Source organism: Janthinobacterium foliorum, assembly GCF_978021625.1.
The window spans coordinates 193,930-210,315 of record NZ_CDXDQE010000003.1 but is presented as its reverse complement, the minus strand read 5'-3'; the positions used below and the strand labels follow the sequence as shown (position 1 = coordinate 210,315).

Sequence of the window (16,386 nt, the reverse complement as noted above, 5' to 3'; positions counted from 1 at the left end):
CAACCGTAATGGAGCCGACATGCATGGATGGATCACTTTATTTGCCCCGCTGGCCATGCTGGCCGGCGCCGTCGTCCCCTTCCAGGCGGGCGCGAATGCGGCACTGGGCCGCAACCTGGGCCACCCGCTGTGGGCCACGCTCGCTTCGCTGGCCGTCAGCGCCGTGCTCGCTTCACTGCTGATGCTCGTATGGCGGGTGCCGGCGCCCGATATCGGCGTCGCCATGCGTGGACCAGGCTGGTCCTGGCTGGGTGGCGCGGCAGGCGTGTTTTATATTACGGCCGCGCTGATGCTGGCGCCGCGCATGGGTTCCGGCCCCTTCATGGCAGCCGTCATCGGTGGACAAATGCTGGCCGCGCTGGCCATCGACCGCCATGGCTTGCTGGGCTTTGCCGTAAAACACATCAGTGCGCTGCACTGGGCCGGCGCGGGGCTGGTGGTGGCGGGCGTGATTCTGACGCAAGTGGCCAACAGCCGCGCTGCCTGAGCACGCCGGAGACGAAAAAAAACCAGCGCCGCTGCCGGTGCTGGTTTTCATGCAAATCTGAGGCAAGAACGTTTACTTGTCCAGCAAGGCGTTGACGGGCAACAGGTCCGTTTCCTTCAGGGTGCCAGCCGCCGACTTCAGGCGCAAGCCGTTCATGATGGTGTCGTAGCGGGCTTTCGACAGGTCTTTTTGCGTGGTGAACAATTGCTTCTGCGCATTCAAGACGTCGATATTGATGCGCACGCCCACTTGATAGCCAAGCTGGTTCGATTCCAGCGCCGATTTGCTCGACACTTCCGCCGCTTCCAGCGCCTTCACCTGGGCCAGCCCGCTATTGACGCCAAGGAAAGCCTGGCGCGCGCCTTGCGCTGCCGTGCGGCGCGCCGTTTCCAGGTCGTTGCGGGCCTTGTTTTCCAGCGCGATCGATTCGCGCACCTTGCTGGTGACGGCGAAGCCGCTGAAAATCGGGATGCTCCACTGCACGCCGATGGCATTGTTGTTCGTGCCGTTGCCATTGCCGCCGCCGGAAGAATAGGTATGGCCAGTGTTGGCGATCAGGTCCAGGGTCGGATAATGGCCGGCACGGTTGCGGCCAATGTCGCGCTTGGCCGATTCCACGTTGAACTGCGACGTGACGACGCCATAATTCTGCTCTTCGGCGGACGCCACCCACGGCTCGACGGCCGCCGGTTCCGGCGCGCTGAGGACCACGCCCGTGCGCATCGGCGCCAGCGAGGCCGGCGCTTCGCCGATGATGGTTTGCAGCGCGCTGCGTTTGTTGGCCAGGTCGTTGATGGCGGCAAATTCCTGCGCCACCACCAGGTCATACGCCGCCTGCGCTTCATGCGTGTCGGTGATCGTTTGCGTGCCCACTTCAAAGTTGCGCTTGGCCGATGCCAGCTGTTCCGTCGTGGCCACTTTCTGCGCCTGCGTCGCGCCCAGGTTGTCCTGCGCGCTCAGCACGTCGAAATACGCCTGCGCCACGCGCGTGATCAGATCTTGCTGCACCTGTGCAAATTGCGCTTCGGCAATTGCCTGCGCCAGCTTGCTTTGCTGATAGGTCTCCCAGCGATCCCAGCGGAACAGCGGCTGCGCCAGGGTCAAATTGTAGGCATTCGTGCGCACATTCACGGATGGCGAAGTGATCTTGTTGCCGCCATTGTTCTGGATGATCTGTTCCTGATCGCCACGCGTATTGCTGCCCGATGCGGAGATTTGCGGCAGCAAGCCTGCCAAGCCTTGCGGCACCCGCTCCATCCCGGCCGACAGGGCCGCGCGCGCGCTGGCATACTGCGCGTCATTGGCCAGCGCCTGCTGGTACACCTGGATGAGATCGGCCGCCTGCGTATTGAGCGAGAAAAAAGCGCTGGTCATCAGCACGGCGATAAGGGGTTTCCGCATTGCATTTCTCCGTTGGAGTCGTCAAAAGTTGATGGAATCAAAAATCGGTTACAGCCTGCCCGCCAGCCATTCCGGTAAGAACGGGGTACAGGCCTCCGCAGGCATGCTCGATGGCATGCCTGGGAGTGCATCTACTGCAAAATAATTTAGTATTTGGGCATCGAGCTGTCGACTTGCACAGCCCAGGCATGAACGCCGCCCGTCAAATTACTGATCTTGCCAAAACCATTGCGCTCCAGGAAGGCAGCCACTTGCATGCTGCGCGCGCCGTGATGGCAGATGCAGACGATCTGCGCATCTTCATCGAGGTCGTCGATCCGCGCCGGAATCGAGTTCATCTGCATCAGGGTCGCGCCCTCGAGGTGGCACAGGTCAAACTCCCACTGCTCGCGCACGTCCAGCAGGAACGGAGGTGGGCGGGATGGGTCAGCCAGCCAGGCGGCCAGCTGGGGGGCGCTCAAATGCTCCATCGAATCTCCGCCGCCTCAGAACTGGAAGTGCGACGGCGCCACGGCTTGCAACGGCGTGACATTGGTTTCAAACAGCTTGCGCGTGTCATAGGCCTTGTCCGAGCTGCGCGTGATCAGGTGCGCCGACATGATCGGCGCTTCGCCGATGATGGCCAGGATGCGGCCGCCTACTTTCACTTGCTGCAACAGCGCTTCCGGCAATACGGACAGGGCGCCGGAGACGACGATCACGTCATACGGCGCGCCCTTGCTCCAGCCTTGCGCGCCATCGCCCAGTTCCACGGTGACATTCGTCACGCCATTGGCGGCCAGGTTCTGTTCCGCCAGGGTTTTCAATTGCGGCACGATTTCCACGCTCGTCACATGACGCGCCTTGTGTGCCAGCAAGGCCGCCATGTAGCCGCTGCCGGTGCCGATTTCCAGCACATTTTCATGCTTTTTGACGGCAACGTCTTGCAAGATGCGCGCTTCCAGCTTCGGCGTGAACATGCATTCGCCGCCACCCAGTGGAATTTCAGTATCGACGAAGGCCAGGTTTTTATAGGCGGCCGGCACGAAATTTTCACGCTTGACCACGTTCAACAGCTCCAGCACGTCGAGATCCAGTACGTCCCATGGACGGATTTGCTGTTCGATCATATTGAAGCGGGCTTGTTCGATATTCATCTTTGGACTCGGTAAGTGAAGTAATAATCCGCCATTTTATCGTTGAACTGGCTGAAAGCACATGTTAACCATAAAGACGGGGGAAGGAGGAAATTTGCGACGATCTGCAGATTTGAGGGGGTGAACCTTGGAAAAGGGGCAACTGAACGGTAGCAGCCGGCACGGCACATCAGCTTTTATCGGGCGTCTCCAGCAGCAGGGCGCGCACGCTCATGTCGATAAACGCTTCCATATACGCCACCGGGTCCACATTCTTGACCTCGCAGGGCAGGAAGGAATGCGTCCACATCATGAGCATGGTGACGGGCGCGCTGAGGATGGCCGTGACCAGCACGGCATCGACGGGGCGAAATTCGCCGCGCTGCATGCCCCGCTCGATCAGGCTGGTAATGAGCGCATTGCCGCGTGTCACCACCTCATCGTTGTAAAACTGCGCCAGTTCCGGGAAATTGTTGGCTTCTGCCAACATCAACTTGGTCAGGCCTGCCAATTTGGTGGCGCCAAATTCATGCCACCATTGCATCATCACGCTGCGCAGCAGTTCGGCACTGCTGTCGTCGGAGGCGGCCATGGTGTTTTCCGCCTCGCCGATGGAATGCACGATATTGTCGCGCACCACGGCCTTGAACAGCTCTTGCTTATTTTCAAAGTACAGGTACAGGGTTCCCTTCGACACGCCGGCGCGCTTGGCCACATCCTCCAGGCGCGTCGACGCGAAACCCCGTTCGACGAACAGGTCGAGGGCGGCGGCGAGCAATTCCTGCGGGCGGGCATCCTTGCGCCGCTCCCAGCGGGGCTTGGTATCAATCGGGGCGTGCATGTGTCAATCCGGGTAACTTACTTTTGAGTCATTAATAGTAGACTTGTCTACAGGTCAGGTCAAGCGCCGGGCACCTGGCCCGGCGCATCATTGTAGCGCGCCGCTGCGGCAAGAAGTACCCCGGCAGTCCATGTTCGACGGCCAGGCGGGGCTGCTTGCCGGCACGGCCGCGGTCGACAAGATGGCTGGCGTGCAGTTCACGCCGCGTTTTACGCAGTTCATCGCATTTCTGCTGTAGCGGCTTGTCAGCTTTGCTATCTTGCCTCTCGACAGCACGGCAGCCGCGGCGCGGCAGCCGGCTCTTTTTCTTCTCCTGCGCTAAAACAATCATAAAGGAAACACCATGCGTACTTTGCTGGCCCTGTGCTGTGCCGTTGCCCTTGGCGGCTGCGCCATCGTGATCAACCCCAATGACGGCGATGTGCGCTATGTGGAATCGGGTGGCTCGTCCATCCAGGGCAACCAGCAAGTGAGCCGCGATGTGCGCCAGGTCAGCAGCCTCACCGCGCTCGACATCGACAACATGAAACGCATCGATATCAAGATCGACGTGCGCGTCGGCCCGGCGCCCTCACTGGTGATCGAAGCGGACGGCAATTTGCAGCCGCTGATCCATAGCGAAGTGAGCGGCAATACCCTGCGCATCTGGAGCGATAGCAACATTCGCAGCAGCAATGGCATCCACGTCATCTATACGACGCCGCAATTGAACAAGATCACGATTTCCGGCGCCGGCCGCCTGGTGGTGAGCGGCTTGAATGGCGACGACTTCAGCCTGGAACAGCGCGGCTCGATGAAAAGCGAACTGTCGGGCAAGGTGGCGCGCTTCGACGTGGCCAACAACGGCTCGGGCAGGATCAATGCGGCAGCCCTGACCAGCGGCAACACGGACGCCGTGCAGAACGGTTCGGGCAGCATCCAGCTGGGCAGCGTGCGCGGCGAGCGCATCAACGTCGCCGTGAATGGCTCCGGCAATATCAGTGCCAGCGGCGCCGTGCAGCGCCTCGATGCCAACGTGAATGGCTCGGGCGATATCAACCTGGCCGCCTTGAGCAGCGACGTCGCCTACCTGGCGGGCAACGGCTCGGGCGACATCGACGTCAGCGTCCTGAGCGAAGTCAATGCCCGTGCCAGCGGTTCAGGCCGCATCACCGTGCATGGCGACCCGGCGCGCCGCACCTTGTCTGGCAAGCGCGTCAGCATCGTGCGCTGAACAATCCCTGGCAGGACAGGGGAGCTGGCTTGCTATACTGTCGGCTCCTCACCCGTTCGTCTGAAATCCCATGTCACCATCTGCCACCCTGGCATGCCGCCCATCGTGCGGTGCCTGCTGCACCGCCCCTTCCATCACCAGCCCGATTCCCGGCATGCCAGATGGAAAACCCGCGGGCGTGCGCTGCATCCAGCTGGCCGACGACAACCGCTGCAAGATTTTCGGCCGCCCGGAGCGACCCGCCTTTTGCGGCAGCTTGCAGCCGTCGGCGGAAATGTGCGGCAGCAGCCGCGAGCATGCCGTGCGCTGGCTGGCTGAACTTGAACAGGCAACCGCGCCGCACAATTGATGCACGCGCAGGCCACCCTCCCCTATGCTCTTCCGTCACGCTGACCTGCATACGCGGCAACGATGAATGGCTTTGCCGCATCAAGTTCCGCGAGCGTGCTGATGCTCACCTGCAGGTTACCCGTGCCCCAATGCCCGATGGCGCTCACGTCGCGCGCGTTGGGCAAGATGTGCGCTACGGGTGCCGGATCGACATGCAAGTACAGCACGAGGCAATTTTTCTTATGTATTACTACCGTTGCAAAGTTCTTTAACCGTTTGAATGCCAGGTACAAGCGCAGCTCTTTACGTTCAACATCATCCCCCAGAGACATCGTGTAATCCTCTAGCGAGGCCAGCAACTGACGCATGGGTTCCGACAGTCCGGCCAGCACTTCCGTGAATGTCTTGTCCGGTCCCGTCAACTTGTTCGTTCCCATGCCTGCGACTCCGGCAGCCACTGTATCGAGCTCGACTGATATCGCTACCTGCCGTTTGGCGGAACCTTTCCTGATTGCCGGCCCCATGCCCGAACTTGCGGACTCAAGGAGCAGCAGGTCCTCGGCAAATCGGCGGTACCGGATAAGTTCGATCGTCCGGCCTATCTGCTGGACGGCATGGCTATCGAACTTGGTGAAGTCAGCCGCGATGCAAATCACCCGTGGCGCGCTCCAATCAATGGCCTCCGACGCCAGCTTGCCTAGCTGATCGAGGACCAGAAGTTGAAAGTCCGCCTGATGGTCCATCAACCAATCCAGATAGTACAGGCCTTGATTGATGACATTTTCACCAACCGACCGCTTGTACTCAAGAATAACCGGGCAATTGTTCTCATCCAATCCAAGTGAATCAATGCGGCCCGCATGCGTCTTGCCAGTTGAATACTCGCTCGCCAAGAAACGGATGTTCAGCAATGTGTCGAGATTTGCCTCGATCAAGGTCTGCAGGGGCTTTTCCAGGTCCGATACGCTCCCTTGCAGCTCCCGGGCCTGCCCATTGGCCAACTTGAAAAGTTTGATGTCACTCATGCGTCTGTTTCCTTTATTCCTCTGCAAGCACACACCGAGGGGTGCCAAGATATCGGCGATGAGCATAAACGTAAATTTATCTTTTTTGCAAATTCATTTGAAATCGGGCTGCGCGCACACGGTCATGCCGGTCACGCCCGTTCAATTGCCCGCCACAGCGCTGGCGCCTGTCCGCATGCGGAAAACATTGACGAATTTTGCACGTTTGCGTATATTCATGCGCATTCATGCACGTTTCAACCAAAAAATAACCATGTCCGCTACCCTGCTCCTCAAACAACGCCACGCGCTGATCCAGCAGCAATTGCAAGCCGATGGCAGAGTGCTGGCGCTGGATCTGGCGCGCCAGCTCGAAGTCTCCGAAGATACGATACGGCGCGACCTGCGCGAGATGGCGGCAGCCGGCCTGTGCCAGCGCGTATATGGCGGCGCCCTGCCGCTGGCGCCCGACGCCGGCTCCAGCTTGAGCCAGCGCAAGCAGGAGGCGCCGGAACGCAAGGCGCGCCTGGCACAGGCCGCCGTTTCCCTCGTGCGCGCGGGCCAGGTGCTGTTTCTCGATGCAGGCTCGACCAATTTGGCCATCGCCAGCGCGCTGCCAGAGTTAGCGCTCACTGTCATCACCAACGCCCCATCGATCGCCATGCTGCTGATGGAACGGCCGGAAATCGAACTGATCATGGCTGGCGGCAGGGTCGACCGGCGCGCCGGCGCCAGCCTGGGTCCCCAGGCCTTGCGCACGGTCGAGCGCATGCATCCCGACCTGTGTTTTCTGGGCGCTTGCGGCGCCGATGCGGAAGCAGGCGTGACGGCGTTCAACTACGACGAAGCCGAATTCAAGCGCAGCATCGCCGGCGCCAGCAAGGCCGTGGCGGTGGCCGTCACCAGCGACAAGCTGGGCACGGCCGCCCCCTTCGGCGTGCTGGCCACGGGCTTGCTGCAGCACCTGGTACTCGAGGCGCACGCCGATGCGGCGCACGCGGCCGCCTTTGAGCGGCTGGGCGTGCACGTATTGCGCGCGCATGCCTGACTTTATCCATCTCCGACTCCTGGAAAGCTCCCCCATGCACCTTACCGGCACCCTGCAACAACGCGCCACGCGCCTGGTCTTCTTCGCCGCCGGCCTCGGCATGGCCGCCTGGGCCCCGCTGGTGCCCTACGCCAAGTCGCGCCTGGGCCTTGACGAAGCCACCCTGGGCATTTTGCTGCTGTGCCTGGGCGCCGGTTCGCTGTGCGCCATGCCATTTACGGGCATGCTGTCGGCGCGTTTCGGCTGCCGCAAGGTCATCATCAGCGCCGGCCTGCTGCTGATCGCCATCCTGCCCGGCCTGGCGCTGGCGGCCACGCCCGTGCAACTGGGACTGGTGCTGCTGCTCTTCGGCGCGGCCATGGGCACATTTGACGTGGCCATCAATATCCAGGCCGTGATCATCGAAAAAGCCAATGGCGGCGCCATGATGTCGGGCTTTCATGCGCTGTTCAGCGTGGGCGGCTTCGCCGGCGCGGCCTGCATGGCCCTGCTGCTCTGGCTGGGCCTGTCGCCCGCGCTCTCCTGCGTGGTGGTGATGCTGCTGCTGTGCGGCGTATTGGGCGCGGCGCAAGGCCATCTGCTGCCGACGGCATCCGCCTCGGGCGAAAAGACGCCGCTGTTCGTCATGCCGCATGGCGCCGTGATCCTCATCGGCCTGCTGTGCTTCATCGTCTTCCTGGCCGAAGGCGCCATTCTCGACTGGAGCGCCCTGTTCCTCACCACCACGCGCGGCGTCGATGAAACCAAGGGCGGCCTCGGCTACGCCGCCTTCGCCATCGCCATGACCCTGGGCCGTTTCACGGGCGACAAGGTGGTCAGCCGCTTTGGCGGCAAGCGCGTGCTCACTTTTGGCGGCCTGTGCGCAGCCAGCGGCTTCTTCCTGGCCGTGCTGGCGCCGCAGGCGGGCCTGGCCATGCTTGGCTTCGTGCTGATCGGCCTCGGCGCCGCGAATATCGTGCCCATCCTGTTTACGGCGGCCGGCAACCAGAACGCCATGCCGGCCAGCCTGGCCGTGGCAGCCATCACCACCATCGGCTACGCGGGCATCCTGGCCGGTCCGGCCGTCATCGGCTTCGTGGCGCACGCCACCAGCCTGAACATCGCCTTCGCCATGCTCGGTTGCGCCCTGCTGCTGGTGGCGGCCAGCGCGCGCCTGGCCACGCCGGCGAAACAAGCTTCCTGACCCATCCCCTGCCTGGCGGGCGGCGCTAAAAAAGCGCCACCCGCCAGCGTCCAAATGCCTGCCGCGGGCCTCTCTCGTGGTAAGCTTCGACCCCGCGCACATTGCTGGCGCCGCGCGCTCACCCCATCCTGTCACTTACACCCTTTTATACATCTATGGATCTCATTCTTGCGTTAAAAGCCATCATCATGGGGCTGGTCGAAGGTTTCACCGAATTTTTGCCCATTTCTTCCACGGGACACCTGATCCTGGCCGGCAGCCTGCTCGACTTCACGCAGGATGTGTCGAAAGACGTGATGGATGTGTTCGAGATCGCCATCCAGGCGGGCGCCATCCTGGCCGTGTGCTGGGAATACCGCCAGCGCATAGGCAGCGTGCTGTCCACCTTTGGCAGCGAAGTCAAGTCGCGCAAGTTCGTGCTGAACGTGGCCATCGCCTTCATTCCGCTGGCCGTCATCGGTCTGGCCATCGGCAAGATGATCAAGCACGCGCTGTTCAAGCCCGTGCCCGTCGCCATGGCCTTCATCATCGGCGGCATCGTGATTTTGCTGGTGGAGCGCCGCGCGCGCATCAACCCGGTCACCGTGCGCGTCAACTCGGTCGATGAAATGACGCCGTTCGATGCCCTGAAAGTGGGCTGCGCGCAGGCATTCGCGCTGATCCCCGGCACCAGCCGTTCCGGCTCGACCATCATCGGCGGCATGCTGCTGGGCCTGTCGCGCAAGACGGCCACGGAATTCTCGTTCTTCCTGGCCATCCCGACCCTGCTGGCCGCCACCTTCTACTCGCTGTACAAAGCGCGCGACATTCTGTCGGCCACCGACGTGCCCCTGTTTGGTCTGGGCACCGTGGCCGCCTTCATCTCCGCCTTCCTGTGCGTGCGCTGGCTGCTGCGTTACATCAGCTCGCACGACTTCACGTTTTTTGCCTGGTACCGCATCGTGTTTGGCTTGCTGGTCCTGGCCAGCGCCCACTTCGGCTGGGTTGTTTGGGCAGAATAAGGCACTATGAATCAAGATCTTAACCAGCGCGCGCTGCACCTGCTGCAGACCGTTTTCGGCTACCCGGCCTTCCGCGGCCAGCAAGCCGACATCGTCGACCACGTCAGCCACGGCGGCGACGCGCTGGTGCTGATGCCCACCGGCGGCGGCAAGTCGCTGTGCTACCAGATTCCCGCGCTGCTGCGCGACGGCGTCGGCGTCGTCATCTCGCCGCTGATCGCGCTGATGCAGGACCAGGTCGACGCGCTGGAAGAAGTGGGCGTGCGCGCCGCCTTCCTCAATTCCACGCAGACCTACGAAGAAGCGAGCCGCATCGAGCGCCTGGTGCGCACGGGTGGCATCGACGTCGTCTACGTGGCGCCCGAGCGCCTGATGACGCAGCGTTGCCTGGACCTGTTCCAGTCCTCGAAAATCGCCCTGTTCGCCATCGACGAGGCGCATTGCGTGGCCCAGTGGGGCCACGACTTCCGTCCCGAATACATCAAGCTGTCGGTGCTGCACGAGCAGTTCCCTGACGTGCCGCGCATTGCGCTCACGGCCACCGCCGACCCGCAGACGCGCGCCGAAATCGCCCTGCGTTTGCAGCTCGACGACGCGCGCCAGTTCGTCTCCTCCTTCGACCGGCCGAACATCCGCTACCAGATCGTGGAAAAGGCGAATGGCCGCAAGCAGCTGCTCGACTTCATCAACACGGAGCACGCGGGCGACTGCGGCATCGTGTACTGCCTGTCGCGCAAGAAAGTCGAGGAGACGGCGGAATTCCTGAACCAGAGCGGCATCCGCGCCCTGCCCTATCACGCCGGCATGGAGTACGCCAAGCGCAGCGCCAACCAGGCGCGATTCCTGCGCGAGGAAAATATCGTCATGGTCGCCACCATCGCCTTCGGCATGGGCATCGACAAGCCCGACGTGCGCTTCGTCGCGCATCTGGATCTGCCGAAAAGCATCGAGGGCTATTACCAGGAAACGGGGCGCGCGGGCCGCGATGGCATGGCCGCCAACGCCTGGATGGCGTACGGCTTGCAGGACGTGGTGCTGCAGCGGCGCATGATCGACGAATCGGAAGCGGACGACACCTTCAAGCGCGTGCTGGGCGTCAAGCTAGACGCCATGCTGGGCCTGTGCGAAACGCTCAGCTGCCGCCGCATGCGCCTGCTCGAATATTTCGGCGAACCGGCTTCGCCGTGCGGCAATTGCGACACCTGCCTGGTGCCGCCCGTGTCGTTCGACGGCACCGTGCCCGTGCAAAAACTGCTGTCGGCCATCTACCGCGTCGACCAGCGCTTCGCCGGCGGCCACGTGATCGACGTGCTGCGCGGCGTGGAGTCCGAGCGCATCAAGACCTGGCACCACGATTCCCTGTCCGTCTTCGGCATCGGCTCGGACCTGGGCGAAGCGGAATGGAAAGCCATCCTGCGCCAGGCCATCGCCCTGGGCCTCGTCTCGGTCGACCATGAACAATACAGCTCGCTGAAACTGACGGACGCCTCGCGCCCCGTGCTCAAGGGCGGCCAGAAGGTGCAGCTGCGCCAGTACCAGAAACCGGTGAAAACCAGCAAGCGCAGCACCAGCGTGGCGAAGGGCTATGTCGAGACGGATCTGTCGACCAGCGAGCAGGCCATCTTCGACAAGCTGCGCTGGTGGCGCGTGGAGACGGCGCGCACGCACAACGTGCCGGCGTACGTGATTTTCGTCGATGCCACCCTGCGCGAAATCGCCAAGGCCAAGCCCACCTCGCTGGAACAGATGCGCGGCGTGAGCGGCGTGGGCGAGAAAAAACTGGCCTCCTACGGCGACGAAATCGTCGCCATGATCCTGGAGATGATTTAATGGAAGATTTGATGGAAACACTCTCGTCCGACCTGATCTATCAGGCCGTGAAAATTCTCGGCGCCCAGCCCGACGCCGAAGACGCGGTGGAAGCCCAAGTACGGTTACTGGTGCAGGACGATCTCACCGTGCGCCGCCTGGCCGACGTGGTGCCGGAAGCCTTCGGCCTGGTGCTGGCGTCGCACCTGCCCGGCGCCGAAAACATGTCCCTGCCCGATACCTTCCGCGCGCAGGACGAGGACGGCGAGTGGGTGGAGTTCCCCATGCGCCGCGAGCCGATCTTTGTTGTCGCCGTGGACATCGCCCAGCATACCTTCCACAACGGTCCGCGCGCGCTGATACAAAACCTGGCCGACCGCAGTTCGCTGCTGTCGGCCATCAGCAAGGCCTTGAACGCGGGCGGCTCGCTCGAGGGCACGACCCTGGGCCCGCCCTCCTTCTTCGGCCTGCCGGCATCGCTGTACCAGTCGGCGGCATCGACCGGCACGGCCTGACCATCTACTTTGCCTTTGCCCTTGATAACGGAACGCTGCCGCGATGGAAACCAAATGGCTGGAAGACTTCATTTCGCTCGCTGAAACGCATAACTTCAGCCGTTCCGCGGCCCTGCGCCACGTCACCCAGCCGGCCTTTTCGCGGCGCATCCAGTCGCTGGAAAACTGGCTCGGCATCGACCTGGTCGACCGCACCTCGTATCCCACGCGGCTGACGCCGGCCGGCGCCGTGTTCTACGAGCAGGCGCTGGAAATGCTGGGGCAAATCAACGGCGTGCGCGCCCTCTTGCGCGGCAAGCGGGCGGCCACGCAGACCAGCGTCGACTTCGCCGTGCCGCACACCCTCTCGCTGACCTTCATGCCGAAATGGCTGACGGCGCTGGAAGAAGGCTTTGCGCCGATCAACAGCCGCCTGATGGCGCTGAACGTGCACGACGCCGTGCTGCAGCTGGTCGACGGCGGCTGCGACCTGCTGCTGTGCTACCACCATCCGCGCCAGCCGGTGCAGCTGGACCCGGGCCGCTACGACATGCTGGTGATGGGCCGCGAAACCCTGCGCGCGTATGCGCGCTGCGGCCAGGACAAGGTGCCCGATTTCGTCCTGCCGGGCAGCGCCAAGAATCCGCTGCCCTTCCTCTCCTACACCAGCAACGCCTATCTGGGACGCATGGTGGAGCTGCTGGTGGCGGACGCCAAGGCGCCCCTGTTCCTCGACACCTGCTACGAGACGGACATGGCCGAAGGCCTCAAGATGATGGCACTGGAGGGACGCGGCATCGCCTTCCTGCCCGAATCGGCCGTCATGCGCGACGTCAAGTACAAGCACCTGGCGCGCGCCGACGGCGGCGCGCCAGGCTGGGAAATCGAACTGGAAATCCGTTTGTACCGCGAACGCCCGTCCAGCCTGCGTCCCGGCAAGCAGATCGTCGAAAGCCTGTGGCAATACCTGGTGCAGTCGCAGGGCGGCAAGGCGCGCGCCGGCAAGCGCCGCAAGCGCGCCATCGAGACAGCGCCATCCTGACTGGCAATCCTGGCAATACAACTATGCAATAAATGCATAACCGGATGCGCACAAAGCATTGGCCGGGGCATGAGGCTATCGCCTACGATGCGGTTCCGCTGCGCGCAGCCGCATCTCGGCTGCGCCTCTAACGTATTCGTATTGTCCAGGAGCTTATCAAGCATGACCAGCAAGCACGCACTTCCTTCTTACCTCAATTCCGAAGATCTGGGCCCATGGGGCGTCTACCTCGAGCAGATCGACCGCGTTACGCCGTACCTGGGCAACCTGTCGCGCTGGGTGGAAACGCTGAAGCGTCCAAAGCGCATCCTGACGGTCGACGTGCCCATCGAGCGCGATGACGGCACCATTGCCCACTACGAAGGCTACCGCGTGCAGCACAACCTGTCGCGCGGCCCGGGCAAGGGCGGCGTGCGCTTCCACCAGGACGTGACCCTGTCGGAAGTGATGGCCCTGTCGGCCTGGATGACGGTCAAGAATGCAGCGGTCAACGTGCCATACGGCGGCGCCAAGGGCGGTATCCGTGTCGATCCGAAGACTCTGTCGCGCAACGAACTGCAACGCCTGACCCGCCGCTACACGAGCGAGATCAGCATGATCATCGGACCAAACAAGGATATCCCGGCGCCGGACGTCAACACGAATGAACAAGTCATGGCGTGGATGATGGACAGCTACGCCATGATCGGCGGCAATATGTCGACCGGCGTGGTCACGGGTAAACCAATCTCGCTGGGCGGCAGCCTGGGTCGCCGCGATGCGACGGGCCGCGGCGTGTTCGTCGTCGGTTGCGATGCGGCCGCCAAGGTCGGCATGTCGCTTGAAGGCGCGAAAGTCATCGTGCAAGGTTTCGGCAACGTGGGCGGCGTCGCTGCACGCATGTTCGCTGAAGCCGGCTCGAAAGTGGTGGCGGTACAGGATCACAAGACCACCGTCGTGCATTCCGGCGGCCTGAACATCCCGCAACTGCTGGCACACGTGGCCGAAGTAGGCAGCGTCGAAGGCTTCCCGGGCGCCGAGGCATTCGTGCCACGCGAAGATTTCTGGGGCATCGATTGCGACATCCTGATCCCGGCCGCGCTGGAACAGCAGATCACGGCCGAGCGCGCACAAGTCATCCGCGCCAAGATCATCCTGGAAGGCGCCAACGGCCCGACCCTGCCGGCAGCGGACGACATCCTGACCGACCGCGGCGTCTTGATCGTGCCGGACGTGCTGGCCAACGCCGGCGGCGTGACCGTCAGCTACTTCGAGTGGGCACAGAACTTCTCGAGCTTCTTCTGGACGGAAGAAGAGATCAACAGCCGCCTGACCCGCATCATGCGCGAAGCGTTCGACGCCGTATGGCAAGTGTCGCAAGAGAAGAAGGTATCGATGCGTACCGCGACCTTCATCCTGGCGTGCACGCGCGTGCTGCAGGCTCGCGAAGTACGCGGCCTCTACCCTTAATGGCTGCCTGAGAAAATGCCTGGGGCGTTGTTGCTTCGCCTCGCCGTACTAGCGTACTGTCTTCGGCTTTGCGCCTAGCCCCAGACATTTTTCAGGTGCCATTGGGTTGCTGGCACCGCATTAAAAAATCCCGCCACACTGTTGTGTGAGCGGGATTTTTTGATATGTAACTTATCGCTACCTGAAAAATGACCCAAGGCGTTGTTGCCTGCCCCTCGCCGTACCAGCGTACTGCCTTCGGGGTAGCGCCTCGCCCTGGACATTTTTCAGGTGCCATTGGGTTGCTGGCACCGCATTAAAAAATCCCGCCACGCTGTTGTGTGAGCGGGATTTTTTGATATGTAACTTATCGCTACCTGAAAAATTACCCAAGGCGTTGTTGCCTGCCCCTCGCCGTACCTGCGTACTGCCTTCGGGGTAGCGCCTCGCCCTGGACATTTTTCAGGTGCCATTGGGTTGCTGGCACCGCATTAAAAAATCCCGCCACGCTGTTGTGTGAGCGGGATCTTTTGATATGTAACTTATCGCTACCTGAAAAACTACCCAAGGCGTTGTTGCCTGCCCCTCGCCGTACCAGCGTACTGTCTTCGGCTTTGCGCCTAGCCCCAGACATTTTTCAGGTGCCATTGGGTTGCTGGCACCGCATTAAAAAATCCCGCCACACTGTTGTGTGAGCGGGATTTTTTAATGAACGATTTTTCGCTGCCGGAGGAATAAGGCCAGGCGGCGTTGCCTGCCCCTCGCCGTACCTGCGTACTGCCTTCGGGGTAGCGCCTAGCCCCAGACATTTTTCAGGTGCCATTGGTTTGTTGGCACTTCATAAAAAATCCCGCCACACTGTTGTGTGAGCGGGATTTTTTATGCGTGCCGGCCTTGCCTCAAGCGCAATAGCCTTGCGGGTTCTGGTGCTGCCAGCGCCAGTGGTCGGTACACATGTCGTCGATGTTTTTCTGTGCTTGCCAGCCCAGCAGTTCCTTGGCCTTGTCGGCCGAGGCATAGCAGCTGGCGATGTCACCGGGGCGGCGCGGCACGATGTCGTAGGGGACCTTGCGGCCGCTGGCGGCCTCGAAGGCGCGCACGGTATCGAGCACGCTGTAGCCATGGCCCGTGCCCAGGTTGACGGTAAAGCCCCCCTCGGTGGAAAACAGGCGATTCAGCGCAGCCACATGGCCTAGCGCCAGGTCGACCACGTGGATGTAGTCGCGCACGCCCGTGCCGTCCGGCGTGGTGTAGTCATTGCCGAATACGGCCAGGCGCTCGCGGCGGCCCACGGCTACCTGGGCGATGAATGGCATCAGGTTGTTCGGGATGCCGGCAGGGTCTTCGCCGATCAAGCCGCTGGCATGCGCGCCGACGGGGTTGAAGTAGCGCAGCACGCCTACCTGCCACTGGGCATCGGCATGCACGAGATCGGCCAGGATCTGTTCGACCATCAGCTTCGAGCGGCCATACGGATTGGTCACGGACAGGCGCGATGTTTCCAGGATAGGCAAGGCTTCCGGGTCGCCATATACGGTGGCCGACGAGCTGAACACGAAACGCTTCACATTCGCCGCCGCCAGCACTTCCAGCAAGGCCACGGTGCCCGTGACGTTGTTATCCATGTACATCAGCGGCTGCGCCACGGACTCGCCCACCGCTTTCAGGCCCGCGAAATGGATTACCGCATCGATGGCGTGCTCGCGCAAGATGGCGGCCATGGCCGCGCGGTCGCGCACGTCGGCTTCATAGAACGGCACGCTCTTGCCGGAAATGCGCTCCACCCGCGCCACCGCTTCGCGCGCGCTGTTACACAGATTATCCACCGCGACCACATCGAAGCCGGCGGCCAGCAATTCGACGCAGGTGTGCGAGCCGATGAAACCGGATGCGCCGGTAACGAGTATTTTCTTGGTCATAATGTCAATCAATGCAAAAAAGATAAGACTAACGGAATTTTCCCGCCTTGCCTAGCCCGCACAAGGTAGCG

The 16,386-nt window shown here is 62.2% G+C and carries 16 protein-coding genes; 10 read left to right on the top strand and 6 right to left on the bottom strand.

Annotation, left to right across the window (positions count from 1 at the left end):
- The first annotated feature begins 19 nt into the window (after positions 1-19).
- Entirely contained in the window at positions 20-487 is a 468-nt protein-coding gene (locus ACZ92H_RS08410) for a DMT family transporter (protein ID WP_131373395.1), read from the top strand.
- A 72-nt stretch (positions 488-559) separates the two neighbouring features.
- Here the strand turns inward: ACZ92H_RS08410 and ACZ92H_RS08405 are convergent, their stop codons facing one another.
- The 4 genes from ACZ92H_RS08405 to ACZ92H_RS08390 all read right to left on the bottom strand — a co-directional run bounded on the left by ACZ92H_RS08405 (position 560) and on the right by ACZ92H_RS08390 (position 3,844).
- Complete coding sequence (locus ACZ92H_RS08405; protein WP_131373394.1) at positions 560-1,888, bottom strand: TolC family outer membrane protein; 1,329 nt, start codon at positions 1,886-1,888, stop codon at positions 560-562.
- Positions 1,889-2,034: 146 nt separating this feature from the next.
- Entirely contained in the window at positions 2,035-2,358 is a 324-nt protein-coding gene (locus tag ACZ92H_RS08400) for a rhodanese-like domain-containing protein (protein WP_131373393.1), read from the bottom strand.
- Between the two features lie 15 nt (positions 2,359-2,373).
- Positions 2,374-3,024 (bottom strand): protein-L-isoaspartate O-methyltransferase family protein, encoded by a 651-nt coding sequence (locus ACZ92H_RS08395; RefSeq protein WP_131373392.1) that lies wholly within the window; start codon positions 3,022-3,024, stop codon positions 2,374-2,376.
- Positions 3,025-3,193: 169 nt separating this feature from the next.
- A complete protein-coding gene (locus ACZ92H_RS08390) occupies positions 3,194-3,844 on the bottom strand; it encodes a TetR/AcrR family transcriptional regulator (RefSeq protein WP_131373391.1) in 651 nt (216 codons plus the stop codon).
- Between the two features lie 343 nt (positions 3,845-4,187).
- On the opposite strand from ACZ92H_RS08390, the gene ACZ92H_RS08385 reads away from it, so the two are divergent.
- Together ACZ92H_RS08385 and ACZ92H_RS08380 are read left to right on the top strand one after the other, a co-directional pair.
- On the top strand, positions 4,188-5,057 hold the full coding sequence (locus ACZ92H_RS08385; protein WP_465048978.1) for a head GIN domain-containing protein: 870 nt from the start codon (positions 4,188-4,190) through the stop codon (positions 5,055-5,057).
- A 70-nt stretch (positions 5,058-5,127) separates the two neighbouring features.
- A complete protein-coding gene (locus ACZ92H_RS08380) occupies positions 5,128-5,406 on the top strand; it encodes a YkgJ family cysteine cluster protein (RefSeq protein ID WP_465048977.1) in 279 nt (92 codons plus the stop codon).
- 22 nt (positions 5,407-5,428) lie between these two features.
- On the opposite strand, the gene ACZ92H_RS08375 is transcribed toward ACZ92H_RS08380, so the two are convergent.
- On the bottom strand, positions 5,429-6,412 hold the full coding sequence (locus ACZ92H_RS08375; protein ID WP_465048976.1) for a DUF5655 domain-containing protein: 984 nt from the start codon (positions 6,410-6,412) through the stop codon (positions 5,429-5,431).
- A gap of 253 nt (positions 6,413-6,665) precedes the next feature.
- On the opposite strand from ACZ92H_RS08375, the gene ACZ92H_RS08370 reads away from it, so the two are divergent.
- The 7 genes from ACZ92H_RS08370 (at position 6,666) to ACZ92H_RS08340 (ending at position 14,417) form a co-directional block, all read left to right on the top strand.
- On the top strand, positions 6,666-7,439 hold the full coding sequence (locus ACZ92H_RS08370) for a DeoR/GlpR family DNA-binding transcription regulator (RefSeq protein ID WP_465048975.1): 774 nt from the start codon (positions 6,666-6,668) through the stop codon (positions 7,437-7,439).
- A 34-nt stretch (positions 7,440-7,473) separates the two neighbouring features.
- The gene (locus ACZ92H_RS08365) at positions 7,474-8,622 is read left to right on the top strand and encodes an MFS transporter (RefSeq protein WP_131373386.1); all 1,149 of its coding nucleotides are present in this window, start codon (positions 7,474-7,476) and stop codon (positions 8,620-8,622) included.
- 155 nt (positions 8,623-8,777) lie between these two features.
- On the top strand, positions 8,778-9,623 hold the full coding sequence (locus ACZ92H_RS08360) for an undecaprenyl-diphosphate phosphatase (protein ID WP_131373385.1): 846 nt from the start codon (positions 8,778-8,780) through the stop codon (positions 9,621-9,623).
- A 6-nt stretch (positions 9,624-9,629) separates the two neighbouring features.
- Complete coding sequence (recQ, locus tag ACZ92H_RS08355; RefSeq protein WP_131373384.1) at positions 9,630-11,453, top strand: DNA helicase RecQ; 1,824 nt, start codon at positions 9,630-9,632, stop codon at positions 11,451-11,453.
- An 11-nt stretch (positions 11,454-11,464) separates the two neighbouring features.
- On the top strand, positions 11,465-11,947 hold the full coding sequence (locus tag ACZ92H_RS08350; RefSeq protein WP_465048974.1) for a hypothetical protein: 483 nt from the start codon (positions 11,465-11,467) through the stop codon (positions 11,945-11,947).
- Positions 11,948-11,990: 43 nt separating this feature from the next.
- Positions 11,991-12,968 (top strand): LysR family transcriptional regulator, encoded by a 978-nt coding sequence (locus tag ACZ92H_RS08345; protein ID WP_465048973.1) that lies wholly within the window; start codon positions 11,991-11,993, stop codon positions 12,966-12,968.
- A 162-nt stretch (positions 12,969-13,130) separates the two neighbouring features.
- Positions 13,131-14,417: a Glu/Leu/Phe/Val family dehydrogenase gene (locus ACZ92H_RS08340; protein WP_131373381.1), complete on the top strand. Its 1,287-nt coding sequence runs from the start codon at positions 13,131-13,133 to the stop codon at positions 14,415-14,417.
- Positions 14,418-15,295: 878 nt separating this feature from the next.
- On the opposite strand, the gene galE is transcribed toward ACZ92H_RS08340, so the two are convergent.
- Positions 15,296-16,315, bottom strand: coding sequence for a UDP-glucose 4-epimerase GalE (galE, locus tag ACZ92H_RS08335; RefSeq protein ID WP_465048972.1), 1,020 nt, complete (start codon positions 16,313-16,315; stop codon positions 15,296-15,298).
- Between the last annotated feature and the right edge of the window lie 71 nt (positions 16,316-16,386).

Coding starts and splice junctions, on each gene's coding strand:
- ACZ92H_RS08410 (WP_131373395.1), top strand. CDS start 20: ATGCATGGATGGATCACTTTATTTGCCCCGCTGGCCATGCTGGCCGGC.
- ACZ92H_RS08370 (WP_465048975.1), top strand. CDS start 6,666: ATGTCCGCTACCCTGCTCCTCAAACAACGCCACGCGCTGATCCAGCAG.
- ACZ92H_RS08375 (WP_465048976.1), bottom strand. CDS start 6,412: ATGAGTGACATCAAACTTTTCAAGTTGGCCAATGGGCAGGCCCGGGAG.
- ACZ92H_RS08395 (WP_131373392.1), bottom strand. CDS start 3,024: ATGAATATCGAACAAGCCCGCTTCAATATGATCGAACAGCAAATCCGT.
- ACZ92H_RS08360 (WP_131373385.1), top strand. CDS start 8,778: ATGGATCTCATTCTTGCGTTAAAAGCCATCATCATGGGGCTGGTCGAA.
- ACZ92H_RS08380 (WP_465048977.1), top strand. CDS start 5,128: ATGTCACCATCTGCCACCCTGGCATGCCGCCCATCGTGCGGTGCCTGC.
- ACZ92H_RS08405 (WP_131373394.1), bottom strand. CDS start 1,888: ATGCGGAAACCCCTTATCGCCGTGCTGATGACCAGCGCTTTTTTCTCG.
- ACZ92H_RS08365 (WP_131373386.1), top strand. CDS start 7,474: ATGCACCTTACCGGCACCCTGCAACAACGCGCCACGCGCCTGGTCTTC.
- ACZ92H_RS08385 (WP_465048978.1), top strand. CDS start 4,188: ATGCGTACTTTGCTGGCCCTGTGCTGTGCCGTTGCCCTTGGCGGCTGC.
- ACZ92H_RS08390 (WP_131373391.1), bottom strand. CDS start 3,844: ATGCACGCCCCGATTGATACCAAGCCCCGCTGGGAGCGGCGCAAGGAT.
- ACZ92H_RS08400 (WP_131373393.1), bottom strand. CDS start 2,358: ATGGAGCATTTGAGCGCCCCCCAGCTGGCCGCCTGGCTGGCTGACCCA.
- recQ (WP_131373384.1), top strand. CDS start 9,630: ATGAATCAAGATCTTAACCAGCGCGCGCTGCACCTGCTGCAGACCGTT.
- ACZ92H_RS08345 (WP_465048973.1), top strand. CDS start 11,991: ATGGAAACCAAATGGCTGGAAGACTTCATTTCGCTCGCTGAAACGCAT.
- ACZ92H_RS08340 (WP_131373381.1), top strand. CDS start 13,131: ATGACCAGCAAGCACGCACTTCCTTCTTACCTCAATTCCGAAGATCTG.
- galE (WP_465048972.1), bottom strand. CDS start 16,315: ATGACCAAGAAAATACTCGTTACCGGCGCATCCGGTTTCATCGGCTCG.
- ACZ92H_RS08350 (WP_465048974.1), top strand. CDS start 11,465: ATGGAAACACTCTCGTCCGACCTGATCTATCAGGCCGTGAAAATTCTC.